Source organism: Streptomyces sp. NPDC001663, assembly GCF_042893105.1.
Taxonomy (GTDB): Bacteria; Actinomycetota; Actinomycetes; order Streptomycetales; family Streptomycetaceae; genus Streptomyces.
Genome location: NZ_JBIAUR010000009.1, coordinates 272,826 through 298,858, shown reverse-complemented (window position 1 = coordinate 298,858; position 26,033 = coordinate 272,826). Strand labels below are relative to the sequence as shown.

Sequence of the window (26,033 nt, the reverse complement as noted above, 5' to 3'; positions counted from 1 at the left end):
TGCCGTCACACCCAGGGATGAATGCGCACGACCGCCGTGCACCCTCCCCACCGGGCGGTCTCGGTGTTGCGCACCACCTCGTCACCTCCGGCGGTACCGGCTGATCGGCGCAGCCCGGGGGCGCCATTCATCGGAAAGTGCTACTAATGCTCATATGGTGAATTCTGCGGCCTTCGAAACAGGCCGTCTCCTGCCGTTGGGCGGAGTGACGGAATGCTTCGATGAATCCAGGAGAATTCATGCGTGTGGCCGTTACGGGTGGCGGCGGTTTTCTCGGCTCGCATCTGTGCGAGACACTTCTCCGACGCGGTGACGAAGTCGTCTGCCTCGACGACTTCTCGACCGGAGACCCCGAGAACATCGCCCCGTTCATCGGGAATCCGGCATTCGAACTCGTCCGCACCGATGTCAGCCGTTCGATCGGGGTGGCCGGTGCCGTCGACGCGGTGGCCCACCTGGCGAGCCCCGCCTCGCCCCCCGACTATCTCCGACGCCCGCTGGAAACTCTTGCCGTGGGCAGCCGCGGCACGGAGAACGCACTGCGTCTGGCGACGCACCACGACGCCCGCTTCGTGCTCGCGTCCACGAGCGAGGTGTACGGGGACCCCGAAGTGCACCCGCAGGACGAAACGTACTGGGGGCATGTGAATCCGATCGGACCGCGCAGCGTATACGACGAGGCGAAAAGGTTCTCCGAGGCAATCACCCAGGCCTATCGGACACACTGCGGTACGAATACCGGGATTGTGCGGATCTTCAACACCTACGGTCCGCGCATGCGCCCGCACGACGGGCGCGTCGTGTCCAGCTTTGTCGTTCAGGCGCTCGCCGGAGAGCCGTTGACCGTCTACGGCGACGGAAAACAGACGCGCAGTTTCTGCTACGTGGACGACCTGGTGCGCGGAATCCTCGCCATGCTCGACCGCGACGAGCCCGGTCCGGTGAACCTGGGCAACCCCGAGGAACTGACCGTTCTCGAACTCGCGGATCGCGTACTCAACCTGACGAGGTCTCAGGCAGAGGTCCAGTTCCATCCGCTGCCCGTCGACGACCCCACACGTCGCCGGCCGGTGATCACTCGGGCGTCGGAGCGTCTGGGCTGGCGCCCGGACGTCGGGATCGAGGACGGTCTGCGGCGCACGGTGGAATGGTTCGCCGCCAGACCCGACGACGTCGCCGCCGCACTCGCGGCGATCCGGGGCGGTCAGCAGGCCGGCGTCACCACGGCCGTACCCAGCCCGTTGGGCGCGACCCCCGCCGCATCGTGACCCAGACGGATCCCGACCTCTCGTCGGGCATTACCCTCGGCCCCACACTGACCTCGCCGGACAACCCCGGCGACACACTGCAAGCCCATCTGCGGACGCTTTCGGAGGGAAACGTCGTCGACACACCGGCCGACGGACCGGTGTTCGCCAAGCAGCCCAGAGCACTCGAGTCGCGCCCCGGCACCTGGGTCCCCCGTCTGCGGCCAACGGACCGGCTGACGGTGGTGCTGCTCTCGGCGTGCTGGGTGGCCGCCCTCGTCTGCTTCTGGGAGTGGTGGCTGCGCGAGGAGCACCGGGTCGGCTGGGTGGGGTTCGCGGTGAACAGCGCACTGTTGCTGTATCTGTCGCTCCTGCCGCTGTACTTCATCGTCGCCGTGCTGCGGCTGCGCACCCTCTCCCCGGAGATCGAGGTGTCCCCGCTGCGGACCGCGTTCGTGGTGACGCGGGCGCCGTCGGAGCCCTGGAAGGTGGCCCGCACCACCCTGAGCGCGATGCTGCACCAGGACTTCCCGCACTCCTACGACGTATGGCTGTGCGACGAGGACCCGGACCAGGAGATCCTCGACTGGTGCGCGGCGAACGGTGTGCGCGTGTCCTGCCGGCGCGGTGTCGCCTCGTACCACCGGGACGTCTGGCCGCGGCGCACCCGGTGCAAGGAGGGCAACCTCGCCCACTTCTACGACCACTGGGGGTACCGGGACTACGACGTGGTGGCCCAGCTCGATGTCGACCACGTACCCCACCCCTGCTACCTGGCGGAGATGGTCCGGCCGTTCGCCGATCCGGCCATCGGCTACGTGGCCGCACCCAGCGTGTGCGACGCCAACGCCCGTACCTCCTGGTCGGCGCGCGGACGGCTGCACCGCGAGGCCACGTTCCACGGACCGATGCAACTGGGCCACACCGACGGTCTGGCCCCGCTGTGCATCGGTTCCCACTACGCCGTGCGGACCCGGGCCCTGCGGGACATCGGCGGACTGGGGCCCGAACTGGCCGAGGACTTCTCGACGACCTTCCTGCTGAACTCCGCGGGCTGGCACGGCGCCTTCGCCATCGACGCGGAGGCGCACGGCGACGGCCCCATCACGTTCGCCGCGATGGTGACCCAGGAGTTCCAGTGGTCACGGAGCCTGGTGGTGATGCTGCTCGGCATGCTCCCGAAGCATCTGCGGCGCATGCCCGGCCGGCTCCGGCTCCGGTTCGCGTTCGCCCTGTCGTACTACCCGCTGCTGGCGCTGACCACCACCTGCGGTCTGCTGCTGCCACCGGTCGCTGCCGTCACGGGCATCCCGTGGGTCGACGTCGACTACCTGTCCTTCCTCGGGCACTTCTGGGCCATGTCGTTCTTCCTGGTCCTGCTGACCATGCTGCTGCGTCGGCGCGGTCTGCTGCGGCCCGTCGACGCGCCGGTGCTGAGCTGGGAGGGCTGGCTGTTCGCCCTGGCCCGCTGGCCGTACGTCGCCTGCGGAGCCGCCGTCGCCCTGATGCAGCGGCTGCGGCCGAAGAAGGTCGTCTTCAAGGTCACGCCGAAGAGCCGTGACGGGATGGAACCTCTGCCGCTGCGCCTGATGCTGCCCTACCTCCTGATCACCGTCGTCCTGTCCGGCGCGGCCGTGGTCGGGGAGCTGACCGGTCCTGCCGTCGGCTACGTCTTCCTGTGCCTGCTCGGTTCGCTCTCCTACGCCCTGGTCACCCTCGCGGTCGGCACGCTGCACATCCGGGAGACCGCCAGATCGGCCGGCGTCGGCGTGCGCCGGGCCCTGCGCACCGCCGCCCTGCCGTTGACCGCGGGTCTCCTCGCCCTCGTACCTCTGGCCTGGGCACTGCTGATCTTCCCCCTCTATCTGCGCGGATTCATCACTGGTTGACGCCACCTGCACGTCCGGCGTCCCGACCGGATGCCCTTCCCCAGACGAAACGAGGTGCCCCATGCCCGAAACGGTCCTGGTGACCGGTGGCGCAGGTTTCATCGGCAGCCACACCTGCGTCGAACTTCTCGCCCACGGCTACGAGGTCGTCGTGGTCGACAACCACGTCAACAGCTCGCCCCACGCCCTGGAACGCATCGCCAAGACCGCGGGCCGACCGCTCGCCGGCGCCTTCCACGTCGACGTGCGCGACCGGAAGGCCCTCGCAGAGGTGTTCGCCCGTCACCGGGTGGACTCGGTCATCCACTTCGCGGCCCACAAGGCGGTCGGTGAGTCGGTGGCCCATCCGGTCGAGTACTACGACACGAACGTGGGCGGCACCTGCACCCTGCTGTCGGTCATGCGCGAACACCGGGTCCACCGGCTGGTCTTCTCCTCCTCGTGCTCCGTGTACGGCGACGCGCAGACGGTTCCCCTGACCGAGCAGAGCCCCGTGGCACCCACGAACCCCTACGCCCGCACCAAGCTGATGTGCGAGCGGATCCTGGAGGACGTCTGCGCCCACCTGGCGGAGCTGGGGGTGCTCGCTCTGCGCTACTTCAACCCGGTCGGAGCGCACCCGAGCGGCCTGCTCGGCGAGGATCCGCGAGGCGTACCGAACAACGTGATGCCGTACGTCGCCCAGATCGCCGTGGGACGCCGGCAGAAGCTCAGCGTCTTCGGAAACGACTACGCCACGCACGACGGCACCGGCGTTCGGGACTACATCCACGTCATGGACGTCGCAGAGGGACACCGGGTGGCCGTGGAGCACCTGGACGACCGCACGGGCATGCAGACGTTCAACCTCGGCACCGGTACCGGAACCTCCGTGCTCCAACTGGTCGCCGCCTTCGGCGAGGCGAGCGGCCGCCCGATTCCCTACGAGATCGTCGACCGCAGGCCGGGCGATGTGGCCGAACTCGTCGCCGATGCGCGCGCGGTTGCTGCGGCCTGGGACTGGACCACCACACGTGATCTCGCCGCCATGTGCCGTGACGCCTGGCGGTTCCAGCAACTCAACCCGGACGGCTACTCCCGCTGACCCAGGGATTCGGTGGCCCGCGAGACAGGAGGACTTGATGCGGTTGACCGTCATCGGTACCGGATACCTCGGAGCCGTGCACGCCGCGTGCATGGCGGAGATCGGACACGATGTCCTCGGCGTCGACACGGACACGAGGAAGATCGAGGCGTTGGCGGCGGGCCGGGCGCCTTTCTTCGAGCCCGGTCTGCCGGAGATCCTCATCCGGAACACCCAGGCCGGACGGCTGCGGTTCACCACCTCGCTGGAGGAGGCCGCGAACTTCGCCGACGCACACTTCGTGTGCGTCGGCACCCCGCAGCGCGCCGACTCGCTCGCCGCAGACCTGCGCCATGTGGAGGCGGTCGTGGACGGCCTGGCACCGCTGCTGACCCGGGAGGCCCTGATCGTCGGCAAGTCGACCGTTCCGGTCGGTACCACCCGGTCGCTCAGCCGCAGGATGACGGCACGCCTGCGCCCCGGCGTCGACGCCGAGGTCGCCTGGAACCCGGAGTTCCTGCGCGAGGGGTTCGCGGTCCAGGACACGCTGTGCCCCGACCGTCTGGTCCTCGGGGTCACCTCGTCCCGGGCCGAGGAGAGACTGCGCGAGGTGTACGCACCGCTGTTGCGTGCCGGCACTCCCTGCATCGGAACCGATCCCGCCACCGCGGAGCTGGTGAAGGTCGCCGCCAACTCCTTCCTGGCCACGAAGATCTCGTTCATCAACGCCATGGCGGAGGTCTGTGACGCGGCGGGCGCCGACGTGGTCACCCTGGCCGACGCGCTCGGCCACGATGCGCGCATCGGGCGGCGCTTCCTGTCCGCCGGCCTCGGGTTCGGCGGTGGCTGCCTGCCCAAGGACATCCGCGCGTTCCTGGCCCGGGCCGAGGAGCTGCAGGTGGGCGAGGCGGTGAGCTTCCTTCGTCAGATCGACCGGATCAACCAGCACCAGCGCGTCCGGACGGTCGACCTCGCTCGTCAGCTCGTGGGCGGCAGCCTCGACGGACGGCGGGTGGCCGTGCTCGGCGCCACCTTCAAACCCGACAGCGACGACGTGCGCGACTCACCGGCCCTGGCCGTCACCGCGGAGATCGTCGCTCAGGGCGCCGAGGTCGTCGTCCACGACCCGGAAGGCCTCGACAACGCGCGAGAGGTGCTGCCCGGGCCGGCGTACTGCACGGACGTCGTCAAGGCGTGCGAGGACGCGGACGTGGTGCTGCACCTCACCGAATGGTGCCAGTACCGCACCCTCGACCCGGTCGAGCTGGCCGAGGTGGTCCGGGCACCACGGATGCTGGACGCCCGCAACGCCCTGGACCCGGCGATCTGGCGGGCGGCCGGCTGGCACCTGCGCGCCCTGGGACGCCCCGCTCCCGTCCCGGCACCGGGCCACGGCGACGCGATCAGAGTGACGATCCCTCACGCCTTCGGAACGGCCTGCACGGCCCCGACGACGGGAGACCCCCTCAGCCGCGCTCCGAAGTAGTCCACCGCCCCCGGCTTCACCCCCAAGGCCCGCAGGTCGACAGCGGCACCGGCCAGCGTGCCCACGCACTGGGACGCCAGGGCGCCGCGTGTCGGCCCGATGCCGTACAGGTTCGGGCCGGACGCGGGCAGCGCGACCTGGGCCAGGCAGGGGTCGGCGTCGGTGCCGGTCGCCCGCGCGCCCTGCGCCTCCTGGCCCGCCGCACGGCGCCAGGAGGCCAGGTCGGTGTACCAGCGGTCGCCCCACTGCAGGATCCAGCCGCCCTTGCTGTGGTAGTCGTTGCCCTGCATCAGCACGTCCGACGTACTGAAGGCCCCCTGGGCGGCCACTACGGGTGCGCCGTCCGTGACGAACACGTTGTTGCGGACGGTGACAGAACCGAGGTTGGGCTGGAGCCGGAGCGCCGGTGCGCGGACGGAGCCGTTCGCCGTGATCAGCACCGTGTTCTGGTAGATGGACAGATGGGTGACCCGTGACCCCTCCGCCACGATGCCGCCGTAGTCCTGGATCTTGCGGCCGTTGTTGTGGCTGACGTTGTACCGGATCGTGTTGTCCGTGTGGACCGAGTTCCAGATGGCGGAGTACGCCAGGAAGCCCGCCCCGTCGTTTCCGTAGGCCAGGTTGTACTGCATCAGCGAGTGGGACACGTTGTTGTCCAGGCCGAAGCCGCCGCCGTCCACCTGCGAACCGGAGTGGTTGTCGTAGGAGATGTTCCGCTGGAACGTCATCCGCGTCGAGTCGTACGCCCAGATGCCCTCGGGGCCCTCCATGGCGGTCGCCGAGGAGGACGCCCCGTTGTCCCGGGCGACGGACTGCTGCACCGTGCCGTGGCGGACGCTGCCGAGCACGATGCCGCTTCCCGTGTTGCGGCCGGACGCCTCGGGGTCGCCGACGTTCTGGTACGCGCTCACCTTCGACACCGTCACGTCCTCGTGGGCGTACTCGGGCGCGTCCGCGTCGAATGCGGGGCCGTCGGTCACGAGTCCCGCGTCCTGGTTGGTGTGCAGCGAGCAGTCGTAGATCTGCACGCTGCGGAAGCCGGACGCCTGGGCGCCGCCGTGCAGCCGGATGCCGTTGCGGAACCCCGTCACCTCGACACCGGAGACCCGGATGTACGGCAACTTGCGGTGACCCGGCAGATCGCTCACGAAGGCGATACCGTCCTCGTCCCGGTAGGCCGCGCCGTCGCCGACGACGATCAGGTTGCGGATGACGACCCCGCTCGTGTTGTGCACCTCGATGCCCCGCGTGCCGGCGGCCTCGATCGTCGCCCGCCCGTTTCCGTAGGACTCGATCACGAGAGGCTTGCGGGCGTTGCCCGCGTCCCCCTGACCGATGCTCAGTGTGCCCGGAAAGCGGGCGCCGCCCTGGAGCCGCAACCGGTCGGCCGGCTTGAACCGCAGGGCATCGGCGTGCCTCAGCGTGCGCCAGGCGGTCGCGGGGGTCCGGCCGTCGGCGCTGTCGTCGCCCTGCGGGCTGACGTAGAAGTCCCGTCCGCCCTGTGCGTTCGTCCGAAGGGGCACGTGCGGTGAAGGCAGGCTGCATCCGGCCAGCAGCACCACCATCGCGCACAGGCCCACCGCGGCGCGTCGCCGCGGCAGCCCGCCGACCGGCTCGGATCCGCCCCCGTGCTCCCGCCGAAGCGAGCCGGGGACTTCGGTGCATTCGATCCGCTGGCGCAATCTCGCTCCTGTCTCAAGGGCTGTACGGCCCCGGGTTCGTTGAGACCGTGTCGCCTCACCTTGACGTGCGGGCTCGGGACTGACGGGCCAGCACGCGGAGTTCGCCCCAAGACATGCCTGATCGGACTCCTGCCCGCTGCCACGAACGGGCGGAACCCACTGCGCGCGTTTGCGGCATGATGGTGATCATGACAACGACGTCGTCCCACTCCTTCCAGCCGGTCCTGGAGCGCATCGCAGAAGAGATCGAACGCACCCCCGGCCGCGGCCGCCCCGCCGACTACATCCCGGCGCTCGCGGCCTGCGACCCGCGTCGCTTCGGCATGGCGGTCGCGGAGCTGGACGGCACGGTCTACGGGGTGGGGGACTGGCGGCAGCCGTTCTCCACGCAGTCCATCACCAAGGTCTTCACCCTCGCCCTCGACCTGGCCCGCGAGGGCGACGAACTCTGGGAACACGTGGGCCGCGAGCCCTCCGGCAACCCCTTCAACTCCCTGGTCCAACTCGAGTACGAGAGCGGAATCCCGCGCAACCCGTTCATCAACGCGGGAGCGCTCGTCGTCACCGACCGTCTGCAGACCCGTAGCGGAGACGCGGCCGGCGAACTGCTGACCTTCCTGCGCACCGAGAGCGGCAACCCCACGCTGGACTTCGACAAGGACGTCGCCGCCTCCGAGGCCGGACATGGCAACCGCAACGCCGCGCTCGCCCACTTCATGGCGTCCTACGGCAACATCGAGAACCCGATCCCGGCCCTGCTCGACCAGTACTTCCGCCAGTGCTCCATCACCGCTTCCTGCGCCGACCTGGCCCTGGCCACCGGCTTCCTGGCCCGCCACGGCATCCGTGCCGACGGCACCCGGCTGCTCACCCGCAGCCAGGCCAAGCAGGTCAACGCGGTGATGCTGACCTGCGGGACGTACGACGCGGCGGGCGAGTTCGCCTACCGGGTCGGTCTGCCCGGCAAGAGCGGTGTCGGCGGCGGCATCATCGCGGTCGTCCCCGGCCGCTGCACGCTGTGCGTGTGGAGCCCCGGGCTCGACGAGCGCGGCAACTCGGTGGCGGGAGTCGCGGCGCTGGACCGCTTCACGACCCTGACCGGGGTGTCGGTGTTCTGAACCGGCGGCTCAGCCCAGGAACTCCGCCAGCAGCGGCAGCAACAGGGACGTGCGCCGCATCAACGCCACGTGCGTGGTGGACGGCAGGACCGCCAGCGCCGCCCTGGGGATCAGCCGCTGCATCTCCGCCGCGTGCTCCACGCGTACGAAGTCGGTGTCGCCGATGACCAGCAGCGTGGGCGCCTCCAGCCCGCGCAGGTCGTCGGCCGTCCACGGCAGCGGAGCGTGCGCCGCGGCCGAGACCTTGGCGAGGAAGTCCTGGAAGTGCTCGGGGTGCGGCGCGACGGCTGCGTACGCGTCCGCCATCTCCTGGAAGTCGGCCTGAGTGGGAAGCCGAGGGGAGGTGGAGCCAGGGGTGCTGATCTCCTCGTAGTAGCCGCCCTGCTGGTACTGCGTGGCGGCGAGCACCAGCCGTCCGACGCGCTCGGGGTGCCGTACGGCGACCTCGAGCGCGGTCAGTCCGCCCAGGCTGAAGCCGATGAAGTCGGCCTGCTCGATGCCCAGTTCGTCGAGGAGCGCCACGACGTCCGAGGCGAGGTTCGGCACCGTCAGGTCGCGGTCGGTGTCCGCCGTGTGGCCGTGCCCCTGCAGCTCGGGCGCCACGACGCGGCGGTCCGCCGCCAGCATGGGCAGCACGGCGGCGAAGGACAGGTCGACGGTGTGCACACCGCCGTGCAGCAGCACCAGCGGACGGCGGGTGTCGTCGCCGGCGCCGTGGACCTCGTAGTACATCTCCAGGCCGTTCACCTTGGCGTGGGCGGAGCTGTACGGCACGGTCATCACGTCCGTTCTGCGGGGTCGGATACGAGTGTCGGGTACCAGGCAGACCCTCCGCACCCGGAGAACTCATCGGTCGGACACCCGAGATCACACGCCGGTCACACGCAGGCCCCCGACCGGAAGGCGGAGCGTCAAGTTCCGGCCACCCGGCGTTGACACGATTCCCGAGTGTTGGCCATGGCTTTTCCCGTCGATCTCCGCCGCTGTCAGGTGCTGGGCCTGGCCGGCACCGCCTTCCTCGCCCTGGGCGGTGAGACCTCCGGCGCGCTGCCGGTACGAGACCTGCTGGCCCCCGCCAACATCCATGCGGCGCTGGGCCTGGTCGGCGTCTACTTCGGCGTCGTCCTGCTGATAGCCGCATGGCTGCTGCTCGGGCGGCTCGTCCGCAGCGCCGAACCGCCCACCCCGCGCGACCTGCTGCTCGTCCTCGCCGTCTGGGCCGCGCCGCTGCTTCTCGCCCCGCCCCTGTTCAGCCGGGACGTCTACAGCTACCTCGCGCAGGGCGCCATGGTCGACGCCCACATGGACGTGTACGCGCACGGGCCCGCCCAGCTGGGCGGCCCGCTGGCCGACGAGGTCGCCCCGCTGTGGCGGCACACCGGAGCGCCGTACGGCCCCGTCTTCCTCGCCGTCGCCTCCGCGCTGTCCGGTCTGACCCGCGGCGAACTGCCCGCGGGCCTGGTGGGGATGCGGCTGGTCGCGCTGCTCGGCGTGGGCCTGATGGCGGCCGCGCTGCCCCGGCTCGCCCGGCACAGCGGCGCCGACCCGGCCGCAGCGCTCTGGCTCGGCGCCCTCAACCCGCTCGTCCTGCTGCACCTGGTCGCCGGCGCCCACAACGACGCGATCATGCTCGGCCTGCTCGGCGTCGGCCTGGTCGCGGCACTCGGCCGGTGGCCGGTACTGGGTGCCGTGCTGGTCACGCTCGCCGCCCTGGTCAAGGCACCCGCCGTGCTCGGGCTCGCCGCGGTCGTGGTGCTCCAGGTGCGGGCCGGACGCCGGCCCGCCAAGGCCGTCGCGACGACCGTCCTGGCCGCCGCGGCCACCACGGTCGCCGCGACCGCCGTCGCCGGCACCGGATACGGCTGGATAGGCGCCCTCGACACGCCCGTCTCCCCGCACAACTGGGCCCTCAGCAGCCTCCTCGGCCGGGCCACCGGCGCCCTGCTGGAACGCCTCGGCAGCGACCTGGCCCCCCTGGCCCTCCCGGCCTGGCACGTGCTCGGCCTCGCGGTCACCGCCGTACTGGTGGCGGCCATATGGTGGCGGCTGCGCCCGCGCCCGGTCTACGCGCTGGGCCTGAGCCTCGCCACGGTGGCCGCCTTCGGCCCGGCGATTCGCCCCTGGTACGCCCTGTGGGGACTGTTCCTGATCGCCGCGGCGGCGCCCACCACTTCGGTACGGCACCGGGTGGCGGCCGTGACGGGAGTGCTCGCGCTCGCCACCCTGCCGAGCGGCGGCCCGGTGGACAGCGGGCAGCTGATGCTGGCCGTCTCCGGGGGCGCGCTCGCCGTCGTCGTGCTGTGGCAAGCCCACCAGGCGGCCCAGGCACCCGCCCTGGAGCGCACGGCATGACCCCGCCCCGCACCGACCGCGGCCGCCTCCTGCTGGTCCTCGCCCTCGCCGCCGCCGTCACCGTCTTCACCGCGACCGTGCCGCTGCTGCGCGACTGGTTCGACCTGCGCGTCTACTACGGGGCCGTCAACACCTGGGTCCATGACGGCGGACGGCTCTACGACTACCGGGTGCCGGGTACGACATACGGCTTCACCTACCCGCCGTTCGCGGCCGTCTGCATGCTGCCCATGGCGCTGCTGGGCCTGCACACGGCGATCGCCTGCTCGGTGCTGCTCAACCTGGCGGCCCTGGCGATGGTCGTGCACATCCTGACCAAGGGGGCGTGGCGGCGCTACGGCTGGTACGGCTGTGCCCTGGGCGCCTGCGTCCTAGCCCTCTTCGAGCCACTGCGCGACACCTTCAGCTTCGGTCAGGTCAACCTTCTGCTGCTGGCCCTGGTCCTGACCGACGCCTGGCTGCTGCGCACCGGACGGGACCGCTGGGCGGGCGTCGGCATCGGCCTGGCGGCCGCGATCAAGCTCACCCCCGCCGTCTTCATCGGCCTGCTCCTGCTCGCCCGACGTTGGCGCGCGGCCGCCACAGCGACGGCCGTCACCGGCGCGGCCACCGCGTTCGCGGCCTGGGTGGCACCCGACGCCTCCCGCTTCTACTGGACCCGGGCCCTGTGGGACACCAACCGGGTGGGCCGCCTCGACTACGTCTCCAACCAGTCGCTGCAGGGCATCCTGGCCCGCCTCGGCGAACCGGACCGCACGATGTGGGCGGCGGCGGTCCTGCTGGTCCTGGCCGTCTGGGCGTACCGGACGCACCGTGCGCTCACCCTGGGCGACTGGCCGGCCGCGTTCGCCCTCACCGGCCTGGCCGCCTGCCTGGTCAGCCCGATCACCTGGGTGCACCACCTCGTGTGGCTGCTGCCGTCCTTCGCCGTGCTGATCCGCGCCGGGCACCCACGTATCGCGGGCGCCCTGTACGCCGTGCTGTGCACCAGCGTGGTGTGGCTGTGGTTCCACGACGCCTCCGGCATCGACGGATTCCTCGGCAGCAACATCTACGCGTGGATCACCCTCGGCCTGCTGCTGTGGCTGCCGACCGGTCAACTCTCCACCGGCCGGACGCCCTTGACGCGCAACACCAGCGCCACCGCGCCCGCACCGATCGCAGCGGCAGCGGAGATGACCCCCGTCTCCGGCCAGCCCGTGCCCCGCTCCGGCGAGACGGCCGCGGGCACCGGGTGGGGCTCCGGGGACGGCCCGACCCGCAGGGCGTCCAGCGAGCCCACGGGCGCGACTCGTCCGGCGGCCCCGAACCCCCAGTCGAGCAACTGACGGGCCTCCTCGTACACGGTGAACCCGCCGCCCGCCTGCGGATTCATCACCGTGACCACGAGCGTGCGCCCGTCCCGGCGCGCCGCGGCGACGAGCGTGTTGCCCGCGTTGCTGGTGTAGCCGTTCTTGACGCCGATCAGCCCCCGGTACGGCTCCACGCCGTCCGCCCCGGTCAGCAGCCGATTGGTGTTCACGATCTCGTACGACCCGTCGCCACCGCCCGGGAACCAGGCCCAGGCCGTGCCGCAATACCGCGCGAACTCCGCGTTGCGCAGCCCCGCCCGGCCGAACACCGCCAGGTCGTACGCGGACGACACCTGGCCCGGCGTGTCGTAGCCGTCGGGCGAGCGCACATGCGTGTCGAGGGCGCCGAGCGAGCGGGCCTTGGCCTGCATCCGCGCGGCCGTCGCACGCCAGCCGCCGTTCAGCGAGGCCAGGACGTGCACGGCGTCGTTCCCGGAGTTGAGAAAGACACCGCGCCACAGGTCGGCGACCCGGTAGGTGTGCCCCTCGGCGACCCCGACCAGGCTGCTGCCCGCCCCGATGCCTTCCAGCTCCTTCTCCCGCACCGTGTGCCGGATGCCCGCGGGCAGGACAGGCAGCACGGTGAGTGCGAACAGGGTCTTGAGCGTGCTCGCGGGCGGCAGCCTGCGGTGCGCGTCGTGCGCGGCGAGCACGTCTCCGGAGCGGGCGTCGGCCACCAGCCAGGACAGGGCGGAGACGTCGGGGAGGACGGGGGCGTCGCCGCGGGGGTGGAGCTGGGTGCCCGGGTGGTAGAGCAGCGAGGGATGCGGCGTCGCTGCCCGCGGCTGGGCGGGCGTGGGCCCCGGGCCGCCGCCGGAGGCCAGGGCCGAGGGGGTGAAGCTCAGGAGGCCGGCCACGCACAGCGCGCAGGTGGAGAGGGCAGCTCGGGACGTGATTCCGATCATCATATGATCAACGTAGAAACGAGCCGGTCGAACGCGGCGGTGCCAGGGCCGAGCGGGGCGCGTGAGCACTCGGATGCCCTATTACTGCTCCGCGGGCACCGTTCCCCGGATCCGCCGCAGGAACGTCGCGTTGTCGGGGGTGTCCCGCATCCGCTCCAACAGCGTCTCCAGGCTCGCCTGGCCGTCCCGGGTCTGCAGGGCGCGCCGCAGCCCGCGTACCGCGGTCAACTCGGCCGGGGCCAGGAGGAGTTCCTCGCGGCGGGTGCCCGACGGGTTGATGTCGACGGCCGGGAAGACGCGGCGGGAGGCGAGCTCACGGCTCAGGCGGAGTTCCATGTTGCCCGTGCTCTTGAGCTCCTCGAAGAAGTAGTCGTCGGCGCGGGAGCCGGTCTCCACCAGTGCGGTGGCCAGGATCGTGAGCGAACCGCCCTCCTCGGCCAGCCGGGCGGCACCGAAGAACCGCTTCGGGCCGAGCAGCGCGGTCGCGTCCACACCGCCGGTCAGGGTACGGCCACCGGCGGCGGCCGCGTTGTTGTGCGCCCGGCACAGCCGGGTCAGCGAGTCGAGCAGGATCACGACGTCCTCGCCCGCCTCGACGAGCCGCTTGGCCCGTTCGACGACGAGTTCGGCGAGCGCGATGTGCTGCTTGGCCGCCCGGTCGAACGTCGAGGCGTACACCTCGCCGCGCACGGAGCGCCGCATGTCGGTGACTTCCTCGGGGCGTTCGTCGAGCAGCAGCACCATCAGGCGGCACTCGGGGTGGTTGCCGGCGACGGCGGCCGCGATCTGCTGCAGCAGCACGGTCTTGCCGGTCTTGGGCGGTGCCACGATCAGCCCGCGCTGGCCCTTGCCGACGGGCGCGATCAGGTCGGCGACGCGCCCGGTCAGCCCGGCAGCCGGGTGCTCGAGGCGGAGGCGGTCCTGGGGGTGCAGCGGGGTCAGGTCACGGAAGTGACGGCGGCCGCGCAGTTCTTCGGGGCTGAGCCCGTTGACCCGTACGACCTCGGTCAGGGCGCGCCGGCCGTCGCGTACGCCTTCGACGAGGTCGCCCTTGCGCAGGCCGTGGCGGCGGATCAGCGCGGGGGAGACGGGCAGGTCGGACGGCGAGGCCAGCAGGCCTTCGCCGCGCAGGTGCCCCTTCCCGCCCGCATCGATGTCGAGGACACCGGTGGCGACCTGGGTCGTGGGCTCCTGCTTCACAGGGGGGTGTTCGAGAGTGGTGGTCATGGTGGTCGGTCCTTTCGAGGACGGATGGCATGTGACATGCGGAAAGAAGGGGTGGGAGGCCGCGAGAGGAAGGCGGACATGCGCCTTCGGCGGCGGGGAACAGCACCTCGGGGTACGGCACAGCCGTGCTGGTCACGAGGCGGTGCTGGAAAGCCGGTGCGCCGACCGGGAAACGGCGGGCGATGCGGCGAACTGAAGAGGAACTGACACCGGCGCCCTCAAAGGGGGCGTACACAAGTGCTAGCAGGACCGTACCACACGGGCTACGGCGTCAAACCGGTCAGCGGGTGGCGAGGAGGCCGTACAGCAGTGGGATCCGCGGCTTCGGCAGCCGCCACCAGCCGGACTCGGTGCGGACCATCTGCGGCCAGCGCGGCCAGGGCAGTTCGTCGCTCTCCCGCAGGCTGGAGATAGTCAGTCCTGCTCCGGTCAACGCGTTGACGACCTCGCTTATTCCGTGCATCCACTCGTAACTGTCCGTGGCGCCCTCGACGGCCGGGCCGTCGGTGTAGGTATGCGTCGCATCCCGGTGTACCGGGCCGTCGCCGGCCAAGTAGTCGTGGCGCAGCAGGAGTTCGGGGCCTTCGCCCGGGCCGGGCTTCGGGCCGAGGGAGTTGAGCAGGGGGTGGAACTCGACGAGGTACAACCGGCCGCCGGGGCGCAGGAGTCGGGCGACGACGGACGCCCAGCGGTCCAGGTCCGGCAGGTAGCACAGGGCGCCCTTGCCGGTGTACACGACGTCGAACTGCCGCCCCTGAAGGGCCTGTTCGGCGCCGTACACATTGGCCTGCACGTAGTCGACTTCCACGCCCGCCTTCGCCGCGATGTCTCGTGCGGCGGACACCGACGCCTCGGAGAAGTCGAGGCCCGTGGCCCGGGCGCCGCGTCGGGCGAACGCGATCGTCTCGGTGCCGAGGTGGCACTGCAGGTGGAGCACGTCGCGGCCGGCCAGCTCGCCGAGGTCGTCCCACTCGAAGGAGGCGAACCAGCGGGCCGGGTCGAGGTCCTGGTCGAGGCCGTAGAACCGGCTGGCGAGGTGGACGGGGGTGCGGGCGTCCCAGTTGGCCTCGTTGGCCCGCATCAGCCGCACGTGCTCGTCGGTGGTCATCGGGATTCCTCCGTGGATACCCCCGCCTTCAGGCGGGGGAGGAAACGGACTCCTGTGGAGCAGGGCAGGGAAGGCCGATGCGCCCTCCGGGCGGATCGGCCTCCACCATCAACTACCCGCGTATGTTCACAAGTTGATGTGCTAGTTTGTGAGCCATGGCCACTCCCGTGAAGCGGGCGTTCAAGTACCGCTTCCATCCGACCGAGGTGCAGGCAGCCGAGCTGTCGCGCACGTTCGGATGCGTGCGCAAGGTCTACAACATGGCGCTCGCCGCCCGCACCGAGGCCTGGGCGCGGCAGGAGCGGGTCAACTACAACCAGACTTCGGCCCTGCTGACCGCGTGGAAGAAGACCGGGGAGCTGGCCTACCTGGGCGAGGTCTCCTCCGTCCCGCTGCAGCAGGCGCTGCGGCACCTGCAGGCCGCTTTCGCCAACTTCTTCGCCAAACGCGCCAAGTACCCGCGCTTCAAGGCGAAGAAGAAATCCCGGGCGAGCGCGGAGTACACCTCCTCGGCGTTCCGCTTCCGGGACGGCCGTCTGACGCTGGCAAAGATGGCCGACCCGCTGAACATCGTCTGGTCGCGTCCCCTGCCTGAGGGGGCGTCGCCGAGCACGGTGACCGTCAGCCGGGACAGTGCCGGACGCTGGTTCGTCTCGCTGCTGTGCGAGGACCCGCGGGTCAAGCCGCTCACGGCTGCCGATACGGCAGTGGGTATCGACGTCGGCCTGGACCACCTGCTGACCCTGTCCACCGGGGAGAAGATCGCCAACCCCCGGCACGAGCGCCGCGACCGCGCGCGCCTGGCCAAGGCCCAGCGGGAGCTGTCCCGCAAGGCCAAAGGCGAGGGCGCCAACCGGCGCAAGGCCCGCCAGAAGGTCGCGAAGATCCATGCCCGGATCGCCGACCGTAGGCGGGACGTGCTGCACCAGCTGACCACTCGACTCGTGCGTGAGAACCAAACGCTCGTGATCGAGGACCTGACCGTACGCACCATGGTCAAAAACCGGAGTCTGGCCCGCGCCATCAGTGATGCCGCGTGGTCGCAGTTCCGGAGCATGCTGGAGTACAAGGCCGACTGGTACGGGCGGGAAGTGGTCGCGGTGGACCGCTTCTTCCCCTCCTCCAAGCTGTGCTCCCACTGCGGCACCCTTCAGCTGGAGATGCCGCTGCGCGTCCGCACCTGGACGTGCGTCAGCTGTGGCACGGCCCACGACCGGGACGTGAACGCGGCGAAGAACCTTCTGGCCGCCGGGCTGGCGGTGTCTGTCTGTGGAGCCGGTGTAAGACCTCAACGGAGAACTCCGGGCGGGCAGTCGGCGGTGAAGCAGAAAACCCCACGGCGCGAGCCGTAGGAATCCCCCTCGTTCACGAGAGGGGAGGAAGTCAAGAAGACATCCAACCCTGGACGGACGGACGAGTCCCGCATGCGCTCCGTATGGCGGGAAGAACTCCGGATCGGTCTCGGTTGCCGTGGGATGGGTGGCCGACGACAGGAAGGGCACGTCATGCGCGCACTGATCGTGGACTCCGAAGCACCCGGGCGGCTGCGGCTGGGGGAGGCCCCCGACCCACGGCCCGGTCCCGGCCAGGTCCTGGTGGAGGTCCGGCACACCTCGCTGAACGCGGCCGAGTTGTGGTTCGCGCAGCAGGCGGCACCCGGTGAGGTGATCGGTTTCGACGCGGCCGGCGTCGTCGTGGCCGCCGCGGCGGACGGCACCGGGCCCGCGGTGGGCAGCCGGGTCGTGGGCTTCGCGGAGGGCGGCGGATTCGGCGCGCTGCGCGCCATGGACGTGGCCGATGTCGCCGTGGTTCCGGACGGGATCGACTTGGGCGAGGCCGCCGCGCTGCCGGTGGCGGCGGGCACCGCGCTGCGGGCACTCGACCAGGCGGGGGCGCTGCTCGGGCGGCGCGTCCTGGTGACCGGGGCGTCCGGCGGCGTGGGCGGGTTCGCGGTGCAGCTCGCGGCGCTCGGCGGGGCGCACGTCATCGGGGTGGCCGGGTCCGAGGACGGGCTGCGGTGGGTCGCGGAGCTCGGGGCGGACGAGACGGTGCGCGCAATCGATCAGGTGACGGAACCGGTCGATGTCGTGCTCGACACCGTCGGGGGTGACCAACTCACCGCCGCCTACGGCCTGTTGGCGTCGGGTGGCAGTCTGCAGAGCATCGGCTGGGCCTCCGGCCGGGAGGCCGCACTGCCCGTCGGCTCCACGCTGGGCAGCAGGGCGCCCAAGGCGATCGTGTCGGTCTACAACGGCGGTGAACTCACCGACCGGCAGGACCAGTTGGGGCGGCTGCTCGCCCTGGTCGCCGCCGGGAAACTGCGCGTCCCGGTCGGCTGGCGCGGCCCCTGGGACAAGATCGCGGATGCGGTGGAGGCACTCAGCAGCCGCAGGCTGCGCGGCAAGGCGGTCCTCGACGTGGGGTGACGGCCGTGCCTGCGGGTGGGCTGCGCCGTGTCTGCGGTCGGCCTGCGCCGTGCTCGCGGTTGTCCTGCGTCGTGGTCACCTGCAGATCGCCGTGCGCCGTTGGCGACATGCGCCGTGGTCACCGGCGGCTCGTCCCGTGCCGCCGGTCGCCTGCGCCGTGCCGGCCGATGGGATGTGTCGTGCTCGCTGTGGGCTTGCAGTCTGCTCGCCTGCAGCTCGCCCTGTGCCGCCGGTCGGCCTGCGTCGTGCCCAGGCCTGTGCCGTGCTCGCAATCGTCTTGGAGAGTGCTCGCCTGCACCTGACCCGGCGCCGCCAGGCAGCGTGCACCGCGCTCGTCGGCCGCCCGCCCAGCGGCAGCCCGCGGCCCGCCCCGCATACCAGCCATACAAACCCCCGATGGCCCTTCACTGACCTATTTCTTGTTCCGGCTCAACCCCCTACCTACGCTGCCACCACCGCACTTCGGCGGGCACGGGACAAGGGACTTGGGCAATCATGGGTCGACTGGCCGGGAAAATCGCTTTCATCAGTGGAACGGGGGCCGGAATAGGCCGGTCCGCGGCACTGGTATTTGCTGCGGAAGGCGCCACCGTATTCGGCTGCGACATCGACGAGGAAAGCGCCGCGGAAACCGTGGAACTCGTCGAGAAGGCCGGCGGAGTGATGCAGTCCCTCGCGCCCGTCGACCTGTCCACCGAGGCGGGCGCAAGGGAGTGGATCGACGCCGGCATTGCGGCCTTCGGCGGGATCGACATCCTCTACAACAACGCCTCCGCACTGCGGAACGGCCCGTTCGAGACGATGCCGGCCGACGACTGGTACTTCACCATCAGGAACGAGCTGGACATCCCGTACTTCTGCACACAGGCGGCCTGGCCGCACCTGATCGCGCGCGGCGGCGGGGCCGTCCTCAACGTCGCGTCCGTGGCTGCCGTACGCGGCGCGCCGTTCATGCCGATGGTGCCGCACGGCGCCGCCAAGGGCGGGGTGCTGGCGATGAGCATGCACCTGTGCGCGGCCGGCGCCCCGCACCGCATCCGCGTCAACACCATCGCCCCCGGCATGACCCGCACCTCGGCCACCGCCCCCTTCCTGGACGACCCGAACGGGCCGAAGGCCCAGCTGGAGGCGCGCATCCCGGTCGGGCGGGTCGGCGAGCCCGAGGACATCGCGCGCGCCGCGGCCTTCCTCTGCTCGGACGAGGCCGCGTTCGTCAACGGCGCCAACCTCATGGTCGACGGCGGCGACAGCGCGATGGCGGGCTGAGCGGCCGTGGACACCCGACTCGACCATGTGGGCGTCAACGTACGCGATCTCGAAGCACTGACCGGCTGGTACAAGGTGGCGTTCGGGCTGAAACCGGTCTTCGAGTTCCAGCTCGAAGGGCCCGGTCTGAGCGCCGTCGTCCTGGAGCATCCGCACGGCTGGCGCATCGAACTGCTGGCCCGACCCGGCTCCGCGCCCGGCCTGCGCGCGCCGGACCCGCTGACCGCCGCCCTCACCGAGGGATACGGGCACTTCGCGGTCACCACCCCCGAACTCGACCCCGTTTACGAGGCCCTGGTGGCCCACGGAGCGGGCGAGGTCGTGCCACCGGGACCGTCCCCCGAGCCCGGAATACGCATGGCCTGGGTCACCGACCCCGAGGGAAATCTCATCGAACTCATAGAGAAAAACGCAGAGTGAGGGCACGCGCGATGACGGAATCGATTTCCTTGAAGAAACTCGACACAGGGACGCTCATAGCGTGCTGTCTCGCGGTGGCCGCGGCGCAGCTGTGCATTACGGTGCCTTCCCCGATCAACGGCAATATTCAGGCCGCTTTCGGTGCATCTGGTTCTCAGGTGGCCTGGGTGACTTCCGCCTTCATTCTCCCCACCGCCATTCTCGAGCTGAATTTCGGTGTGGTGGGCGACCTGTTCGGCCGTAAGCGCCTGCTGGTCCTCGGTGGATTCATCCTGGCGCTCGGTGAACTCCTCAACGCCACCTCCCAGAACATCACCATGCTCTGGATCGGACAGGCCCTCGCCGGCGTCGGCGCCGCCGCGCTCTTCCCCAGCTCCCTCGCGGTGATCGCAGCCGCCACCCCAGGGGAGAAGGACCGCGCGAAGGCCGTCTCGATCTGGGCGCTGAGCATCTCCCTCGCCTCCGCCGCGGGCCCGCTGTCCTCCGGTGTCCTCGCCACGGTCGCGGACTTCCGCTGGGCGTTCGTGCCGCCGGTCGTGCTCGGTCTGGCCGTGGGTGTCACCTGCTGGTTCCTGGTCACCGACTCCAAGGCGCCCGAGGGCCGCTCGCTGGACTGGCCCGGCCAGATCTCCATCGCCGTCGGTCTGACCGCCCTGCTGTGGGGCATCATCGAGGGCGGCGAGCGCGGCTGGGGCAGCCCGGCCATCGTCGGCTCGCTCTCCCTGGCCGCCGTGGCCCTCATCGGGTTCTTCCTCGCGGAGAAGCGGTCCGCGTCCCCGATGTTCAACCTGGATCTGCTGAAGATCCCGTCGTTCGCCGCCGCGGCGGTCGTCGCGCTGGCCGGCATGTTCGGGTTCATCGGCACCGCCTACTGTGTCTCGATCCGGCTCGGTGCCGTGATGCACTTGAGTGCGCTCAGGGCCGGCATGCCGTTCGTGATCCTGCAGCTGATCCCGCTGCTGCTGGCGCCGGTGCTGAGCAAGATGCTCACCCGGGTGGAGCCGCGCTGGCTGCTGATGGGCGGTCTGCTGCCCATGGCCGCGGGCCAGTTCTGGATCGCCGCGTTGCCCATCACGACCACCTCCCTGGCCGCCTTCATCGGCCCGGTGCTGCTGCTCGGTGTCGGCTTCATCTGCGTGGTCTCCTCGCTGACCTCCGCGGCCGTGAACGCCGTGCCGATCAACATGACCGGTATGGCCAGCGGCGCCACCAGCCTGGTCCGCGAGTTCGGCCAGGCCCTCGGCCCCGCCGTGATCAGCACCGTCGCGATGAGCGCCGCCTCCGGAGTCCTGGTCGGCAAGCTCAGCGGCGCCGACGCCGGCATGGAGGCGGCCGCCGGCCCGCTCGCCGTCGTCAACGCCGGCAGCGACAGCGCCCGGGCGGCCGCCCAGACCGCCCTCGGCCACGGCATGGCGGTGGGCGTCGTGATCTGCGGCTGCGCCTCCCTGCTCGGCGCGGTGGTCACCCTGCTGCTGGTCCGCAAGAACACCGCCCGCTCGGCGGTGGGCGCGGACGAGCCGACCATTCAGACGGCGTCGGCATAACGAGCACCGAGGTCGGCGCAACGAGCACCGAGACAGAGGCCGGGGTCGCGCACCCCGGCCTCTTCTTCGTGATTCGGCGCCCCGCGAGTGCTTCGCGGTTCGGTGCCCCGCGAGACGGTGCGCGATGCATCGTGGTGTGCGGAGGTGGGCCGTGCGAAGGTTCGAGCCGGGTGAGACGGCTGTTCGCCGTGACGTGTTCCGTCGGCAGGTGTGGAGCGCGCACGCCTTCCGGGTCGTCGAGGACGGCGCCGAAGCGCTCGTGCTGGGCTGCCGGCCCGGCGCGGAGCTGCTGGCCGCGACGACCTGGATCGAGTGGCTCCTGACAGGGAATGAGGCCGCGCGGCTCGAGGCCCTGCCGAACCTGGCGCGCGGGCGCTGGCAGCTCGACCGCTGGTCGTGGCGGAGCACGGCCACGCTGCAGTGGGTGCGGCCGGGCGCGTGGTTCAGCGTGCACGCCTTCTACGACGTCGCCGACGACCACCGCCTGGCGCACTGGTACGTCAACTTCCAACAGCCCATGCGCCGCACGGCCCTCGGCTTCGACACCTTCGACCTCCTCCTGGACCTGGTGATCGCACCCGATCTCTCGCGGTGGAGCTGGAAGGACGAGGACGAATACGCCCACGGCCGCCGCCTCGGCGTGGTGAGCGAGGCCGATCGCCGGGCCGTCGACCAGGCCCGCGAGGAAGCGGTCGCCATGATCGAGGGGCGGGGTGGGCCGTTCGCCGCCGACGAGGTCTGGCGGAACTGGCGCTCCCAGCCCGACTGGCCCGCGCCCCAACTGCCCGGTGACGCCCTGGACTTCGGGCCCTGAGGGTCAGTTCAAGCTCGCCGCCCACTCCGTCAGCACCGCGAAATCGTCGGTGCTCAGGCCGGTCCGGGGATCGACGCGGTGCAGCAGCGCGGGCCCGTGGTGGTGCGCCTGCACCCATGCCCGATCGGCATCGGTGATCTCGTCGTCGACCCAGGCGAACGCGCGGCCGTCCGCCCACGCGACGATCTCGGGCGTCTTCCAGAACACACCGCCTCCGGGCTCGGACCGCGGCGAGGGCCAGGCGATGAAGGGCAGCGTGGGCAGGCCCAGGATCGGCGCGACGAAATCGTTGGCCTCTTCTTCCCATGTCGTCGCCCAGACCAGGTCGAAGGGCAGCGCGGCCAATGCCGATCCGTGATCCGGATTGAGCCACACCCGAAGAGGCTTCACCGGCCTGATCGGCGACCCCCACGCGACCAGCCGGCGCCGCTCGGCCGCCTCCCAACGAGGCGTCAACAGACGGTGCGTTTCATAGCCTTCGGGCCGCCGGTGCGGCTTCGCCGCATACGGATTCAGCGGTCCGTCGACATCCACCAACAGCGCTGGACGCACCGGCTCACCCCCCCCGCAGTCCTTCCGCGCACGGTACCGGCCGACGACGAGATCACCCAGCGAGATTCCCTGGCAGGTGCCGGTCCTCAGGCGTTCTGAATCGCCTTCACGAGCCCGGCGACAAGGTTCGCCCGCTCGGCCATCGAGTCGACAACCAGGTACTCGTGGTCGGCGTGGGCACCGCCCCCGACCGCCCCGAGGCCGTCGAGCGTCGGCACGCCGAGTGCGGCCGTGAAGTTCCCGTCGCTGCCGCCGCCCACCGCCCGGCCCTCGATCCCGGGAAGCAGCCGCTGTGCCAGCGCGAAGAGCTCGGCCGAGGCCGACTCGGGCATCGGGGGCCGGCCGATGGCGCCCTCGACGGAGACCTTCGCCCCGTCCACATGCGGGGTCAGCGCGGCGAACGCGGACTCGATGCGCTCCTTCTCGGCGGCCGACTCGACACGGACGTCGACGACGACCTTCGCCTCCGCGGGGACGACGTTGTCCAGGGTTCCCGCGGACGCGACGGTCGGGGTGACCGTCGTACCGATGTCGGGTCGACCGAGTGCCGCGATGTGCAAGACCTGGTGCGACGCCTCGACCAGGGCGTTGATGCCGGCCTCGGGCTCCAGGCCCGCGTGCGAGGCCCGGCCCGTGACGGAGACCTCGAACGTGCCACAGCCCTTACGCCCGGTCTTCAGACCTCCGCCGTCCGCGGCCCCCTCGCACACCAGGACCGCACCGCAGGCCAGGGCCCGTTCCTCGATGAGCGCGCGGGAGGCGCGGGAGCCGACCTCCTCGTCGGCGGTCACCAGGATCTCCACGCCCGACCGGTCCTCGAGCGTGGCCACGCCATGAATCGCCTGGACCAGCCCGCCCAGCATGTCGAAGACGCCCGGGCCGGTCGCGTGCCCGCCGTCGACCTTGAACGGACGGCGTTCGAGGGTGCCGAGCGGGAACACGGTGTCGTGGTGGCCCAGGACCAACACCTTGCGGTCGCCGCCGCCCGACCAGTGCACATGCGGCCCGGCCTCGCTCTCGACGAGGACGGCCCGCCCGCCGAGACGGTTCTCGATGACCGAGGCGACGGCATTGGCCGAGGTCGTCAAGGCTTCGACATCACGCGAAGGCGACTCGACCTCGACGAGTGTCCTGAGGTCGTCGATCATCGCGTCGATGTTGAGATCGTCGGGCATGTGCATGGTCACGGTGCAAGAGTACGTGGGTGTCGATTCGGGCCGCCGCCGTTCGTCGGTGGGGTGCAAGGAAGCTCGTGACGACCGGGAGGAACCATGAAGTACATGCTGCTCGTCTGCGGCGACGACACCGCCGACGCCTCGGGCATGGCACCCGTCGAACCCTGGGTGGAGGAGCTCGGCGACCGCAGCGTACGGCTGCACGGCCATCGGCTGGCCCTGCCCTCCGAGGCGGTCACCGTGCGGGTTCGCGGCGGCGAGGTGCTGCGCACCGACGGGCCGTTCGCGGAGACCAAGGAGTACGTCGCCGGCTTCGACGTCCTGGAGTGCGACAGCCTGGAGGAGGCGGTCGAGGCGGCGGCCAAGCACCCGGTGGCCACCATCGGCGCCATGGAGGTACGGCCCTTCTGGCCGATGTGGGACGAGGAGGACGAGGAGACCTCGGTCCGCCGGCTCGACGCGGAACTCACCGAGGCGGCCCGCGAGCGCGACGTCGAGCGGATGCTGGCCTGCTACGCACCGGACGTCGAGATCTTCCACCTCGCCGACGGCCGGGAGCGGCTCAGCCTCGACGCGTTCCGCAAGTCGATGGAGGACGAGTTCGCGACCGTCACCGGGCCCGTGACCCGCGAGGTGCTGGAGTTCCGCGTCCAGGTCGACGAGAGCATCGCCTTCGCCCACGCGCTCGTCCGCACGCGTGCCACCCGCACCGACGGCACCACCCTTGACGACGTGCTGCGCGTGACCACCGGCTACCGCAACGCAGGCCTGCGCTGGCTGATCACCCACGAGCACGCCTCGCCCGCCCGACCGACGAAGCAGCAGCTGTGAAGTACGTGCTGTTCGTCTGTGCGCCGGCGGACGAGGAGGAGCCCGCCGCCACACGTATCACCGCCCGTCTGCGCCCGCCCGCCGATGCCACCACCGTGCGCGTGGCGGGCGACGAAGTCCTGCTCGGCGACGGGCCGTTCGCCCAGACCGAGGAGTACATCGCGGGCGTGGACCTCGTGGAGGCCGACGACCTCGACGAGGCCATCGCCCTCGCCGCGAAGCACTCCGCCGCCCTCGGCGGCGGCACGGTCGAGGTGAGGCCGGTCCGCGAGTGAGCGTGCCCGATGTCGAGGAGGCCGTCGCTGCCGCCTTCCGTGAGGAGTGGGGCCAGGTCGTCGCGACCCTGATCAGGGTGACCGGCGACTGGGACCTCGCCGAGGAGTGCGCGCAGGACGCCTTCGCCCAGGCCCTGGACCGGTGGCGGCGCGACGGGATTCCGCGCCGCCCCGGCGCCTGGCTGACCACGACCGCCCGCCACCGCGCTCTCGACGTGCTGCGCCGGGAGGCGGTGGGGGCGGCGAAACTGCGGGAGGCGGCCGTGCTGGCGCGGGACGAGGGACCGTACGACCCGGAATACGACGGCGACGACAGCGGCGTCCAGGACGACCGACTGCGGCTGATCTTCACGTGCTGTCATCCCGCGCTGGCCATCGAGGCGCGCGTCGCGCTGACCCTGCGCACGCTCGCGGGACTGACCACACCGGAGATCGCGCGCGCCTTCCTCGTCCCCGAGGCGACCATGGCGCAGCGCCTGGTGCGCGCCAAGAAGAAGATCCGCAACGCGGGCATCCCGTACCGGGTGCCGCCCGCGCATCTCCTGCCCGAACGCACCACCGGCGTGCTCGGTGTGGTGTACCTGCTGTTCAACGAGGGGTACGCGGCCACGTCCGGCGGCGACCTGGTCCGCACCGACCTGTGCGCCGAGGGCATCCGCCTCGCCCGCGTGCTCGCCCGCCTCATGCCCGACGAGCCCGAGACGCTCGGCCTGCTCGCCCTCCTGCTGCTGCACGACGCCCGTCGGCACACGCGCGTGGACGCGGCCGGAGAGCTGGTCACTCTGGAGGACCAGGACCGCAGCGCCTGGGACCGCGCCGAGATCGACGAGGGCGCGGCGCTGCTGGAGACGGCGCTGCGGCGCGGCCGCCCGGGGCCGTACCAGATCCAGGCCGCGATCGCCGCCTGCCACACCACGGCCGCCACGGCCGAGGACACCGACTGGGCCGACATCGCCGCCCTGTACGGCGAGTTGGCGCGCTTCGTGCCCTCCGCCGTGGTCCGCCTCAACCGCGCGGTGGCCGTCGGCATGTCCGAGGGCCCCGACGCGGGCCTCGCCCTGGTCGCGGACCTCGAAGCGGAGGGCGATCTGGCCGGCTACCACCTGCTGCCGGCCACCCGCGCCGATCTGCTGCGCCGCAGCGGACGTACGAGCGAGGCGGCGCAGGCTTACGAACGGGCGCTGGAGCTGGTGGAGAACGACGCCGAGCGGAGGTTTCTGGAAAAGCGGCTCGCGGAGTGTCGATCCGTGTAGGAGCCGATCGTCGGTGGGGTGAAAGCACCCACACGACACCGGAGACTC

The 26,033-nt window shown here is 71.1% G+C and carries 22 protein-coding genes and 1 pseudogene; 16 read left to right on the top strand and 7 right to left on the bottom strand.

Translation table 11 applies throughout. From position 1 onward, the window contains the following. The first annotated feature begins 239 nt into the window (after nt 1–239). From ACFY1L_RS29110 to ACFY1L_RS29095, 4 genes are all read left to right on the top strand, one after another. The gene (locus ACFY1L_RS29110) at nt 240–1,268 is read left to right on the top strand and encodes a UDP-glucuronic acid decarboxylase family protein (protein WP_388830657.1); all 1,029 of its coding nucleotides are present in this window, start codon (nt 240–242) and stop codon (nt 1,266–1,268) included. Then, nucleotides 1,265–3,136 carry a glycosyltransferase gene (locus tag ACFY1L_RS29105; RefSeq protein WP_388830655.1) on the top strand — a complete coding sequence of 624 codons (1,872 nt, stop codon included), beginning with the start codon at nt 1,265–1,267 and terminating at the stop codon, nt 3,134–3,136. Before ACFY1L_RS29110 ends, ACFY1L_RS29105 begins: the two co-directional genes overlap by 4 nt. Before the next feature lie 61 nt (nt 3,137–3,197). Continuing rightward, nucleotides 3,198–4,220, top strand: coding sequence for a UDP-glucose 4-epimerase GalE (galE, locus tag ACFY1L_RS29100; RefSeq protein ID WP_388830653.1), 1,023 nt, complete (start codon nt 3,198–3,200; stop codon nt 4,218–4,220). 37 nt (nt 4,221–4,257) lie between these two features. After that, nucleotides 4,258–5,685, top strand: coding sequence for a UDP-glucose dehydrogenase family protein (locus ACFY1L_RS29095; RefSeq protein WP_388830651.1), 1,428 nt, complete (start codon nt 4,258–4,260; stop codon nt 5,683–5,685). Here the strand turns inward: ACFY1L_RS29095 and ACFY1L_RS29090 are convergent. After that, a complete protein-coding gene (locus ACFY1L_RS29090) occupies nt 5,619–7,367 on the bottom strand; it encodes a right-handed parallel beta-helix repeat-containing protein (RefSeq protein WP_388830649.1) in 1,749 nt (582 codons plus the stop codon). The genes ACFY1L_RS29095 and ACFY1L_RS29090 overlap by 67 nt on opposite strands. Before the next feature lie 179 nt (nt 7,368–7,546). Between ACFY1L_RS29090 and ACFY1L_RS29085 the strand changes: the two genes are divergently transcribed. Next, complete coding sequence (locus ACFY1L_RS29085; RefSeq protein WP_388831095.1) at nt 7,547–8,485, top strand: glutaminase; 939 nt, start codon at nt 7,547–7,549, stop codon at nt 8,483–8,485. A gap of 9 nt (nt 8,486–8,494) precedes the next feature. Here ACFY1L_RS29085 and ACFY1L_RS29080 read toward each other — a convergent pair whose 3' ends face one another. Then, on the bottom strand, nt 8,495–9,265 hold the full coding sequence (locus tag ACFY1L_RS29080) for an alpha/beta fold hydrolase (RefSeq protein ID WP_388830647.1): 771 nt from the start codon (nt 9,263–9,265) through the stop codon (nt 8,495–8,497). Nucleotides 9,266–9,442: 177 nt separating this feature from the next. Here ACFY1L_RS29080 and mptB point away from each other — a divergent pair, with 177 nt between their 5' ends. Both mptB and ACFY1L_RS29070 read left to right on the top strand, forming a co-directional pair. After that, nucleotides 9,443–10,837: a polyprenol phosphomannose-dependent alpha 1,6 mannosyltransferase MptB gene (gene mptB, locus ACFY1L_RS29075; RefSeq protein ID WP_388830644.1), complete on the top strand. Its 1,395-nt coding sequence runs from the start codon at nt 9,443–9,445 to the stop codon at nt 10,835–10,837. Beyond that, nucleotides 10,834–12,165, top strand: a complete 1,332-nt coding sequence (locus tag ACFY1L_RS29070) for a glycosyltransferase 87 family protein (protein WP_388830641.1) — start codon at nt 10,834–10,836, stop codon at nt 12,163–12,165. Before mptB ends, ACFY1L_RS29070 begins: the two co-directional genes overlap by 4 nt. 50 nt (nt 12,166–12,215) lie before the next feature. Here the strand turns inward: ACFY1L_RS29070 and ACFY1L_RS29065 are convergent. The 3 genes and pseudogenes from ACFY1L_RS29065 to ACFY1L_RS29055 form a co-directional block, all read right to left on the bottom strand. Further along, nucleotides 12,216–13,094 (bottom strand): annotated as a pseudogene (locus ACFY1L_RS29065) (D-alanyl-D-alanine carboxypeptidase family protein); the annotation flags it as partial. 81 nt (nt 13,095–13,175) lie between these two features. Beyond that, nucleotides 13,176–14,321: a transcription termination factor Rho gene (gene rho / locus ACFY1L_RS29060; RefSeq protein WP_388830638.1), complete on the bottom strand. Its 1,146-nt coding sequence runs from the start codon at nt 14,319–14,321 to the stop codon at nt 13,176–13,178. Nucleotides 14,322–14,601: 280 nt separating this feature from the next. Beyond that, on the bottom strand, nt 14,602–15,429 hold the full coding sequence (locus ACFY1L_RS29055; protein ID WP_388830635.1) for a class I SAM-dependent methyltransferase: 828 nt from the start codon (nt 15,427–15,429) through the stop codon (nt 14,602–14,604). A gap of 155 nt (nt 15,430–15,584) precedes the next feature. On the opposite strand from ACFY1L_RS29055, the gene ACFY1L_RS29050 reads away from it, so the two are divergent. The 6 genes from ACFY1L_RS29050 to ACFY1L_RS29025 all read left to right on the top strand — a co-directional run bounded on the left by ACFY1L_RS29050 (nt 15,585) and on the right by ACFY1L_RS29025 (nt 21,899). Further along, nucleotides 15,585–16,781 (top strand): RNA-guided endonuclease InsQ/TnpB family protein, encoded by a 1,197-nt coding sequence (locus tag ACFY1L_RS29050; RefSeq protein ID WP_388830632.1) that lies wholly within the window; start codon nt 15,585–15,587, stop codon nt 16,779–16,781. A gap of 153 nt (nt 16,782–16,934) precedes the next feature. Further along, nucleotides 16,935–17,855: a zinc-binding dehydrogenase gene (locus ACFY1L_RS29045; RefSeq protein WP_388830629.1), complete on the top strand. Its 921-nt coding sequence runs from the start codon at nt 16,935–16,937 to the stop codon at nt 17,853–17,855. Between the two features lie 495 nt (nt 17,856–18,350). Further along, on the top strand, nt 18,351–19,121 hold the full coding sequence (locus ACFY1L_RS29040; protein ID WP_388830626.1) for an SDR family NAD(P)-dependent oxidoreductase: 771 nt from the start codon (nt 18,351–18,353) through the stop codon (nt 19,119–19,121). Between the two features lie 6 nt (nt 19,122–19,127). Beyond that, on the top strand, nt 19,128–19,541 hold the full coding sequence (locus ACFY1L_RS29035; RefSeq protein ID WP_388830623.1) for a VOC family protein: 414 nt from the start codon (nt 19,128–19,130) through the stop codon (nt 19,539–19,541). Between the two features lie 11 nt (nt 19,542–19,552). Next, nucleotides 19,553–21,085, top strand: coding sequence for an MFS transporter (locus tag ACFY1L_RS29030; protein ID WP_388830620.1), 1,533 nt, complete (start codon nt 19,553–19,555; stop codon nt 21,083–21,085). A gap of 151 nt (nt 21,086–21,236) precedes the next feature. Then, nucleotides 21,237–21,899, top strand: a complete 663-nt coding sequence (locus ACFY1L_RS29025; protein WP_388830617.1) for a DUF402 domain-containing protein — start codon at nt 21,237–21,239, stop codon at nt 21,897–21,899. A gap of 3 nt (nt 21,900–21,902) precedes the next feature. Here the strand turns inward: ACFY1L_RS29025 and ACFY1L_RS29020 are convergent, their stop codons facing one another. Together ACFY1L_RS29020 and ACFY1L_RS29015 are read right to left on the bottom strand one after the other, a co-directional pair. Beyond that, nucleotides 21,903–22,451, bottom strand: a complete 549-nt coding sequence (locus ACFY1L_RS29020; protein WP_388830614.1) for a hypothetical protein — start codon at nt 22,449–22,451, stop codon at nt 21,903–21,905. Between the two features lie 86 nt (nt 22,452–22,537). After that, entirely contained in the window at nt 22,538–23,632 is a 1,095-nt protein-coding gene (locus tag ACFY1L_RS29015; RefSeq protein ID WP_388831093.1) for a M20 family metallopeptidase, read from the bottom strand. Between the two features lie 90 nt (nt 23,633–23,722). Here ACFY1L_RS29015 and ACFY1L_RS29010 point away from each other — a divergent pair, with 90 nt between their 5' ends. The 3 genes from ACFY1L_RS29010 to ACFY1L_RS29000 are packed head-to-tail and all read left to right on the top strand — an operon-like array spanning nt 23,723 to nt 25,985. Next, the gene (locus ACFY1L_RS29010) at nt 23,723–24,457 is read left to right on the top strand and encodes an SgcJ/EcaC family oxidoreductase (protein WP_388830611.1); all 735 of its coding nucleotides are present in this window, start codon (nt 23,723–23,725) and stop codon (nt 24,455–24,457) included. Beyond that, nucleotides 24,454–24,732, top strand: a complete 279-nt coding sequence (locus tag ACFY1L_RS29005; protein ID WP_388830608.1) for a YciI family protein — start codon at nt 24,454–24,456, stop codon at nt 24,730–24,732. The genes ACFY1L_RS29010 and ACFY1L_RS29005 overlap by 4 nt, the downstream gene beginning before the upstream one ends. Continuing rightward, entirely contained in the window at nt 24,729–25,985 is a 1,257-nt protein-coding gene (locus ACFY1L_RS29000; RefSeq protein WP_388830605.1) for an RNA polymerase sigma factor, read from the top strand. Before ACFY1L_RS29005 ends, ACFY1L_RS29000 begins: the two co-directional genes overlap by 4 nt. The last annotated feature ends 48 nt before the right edge of the window (nt 25,986–26,033 follow it).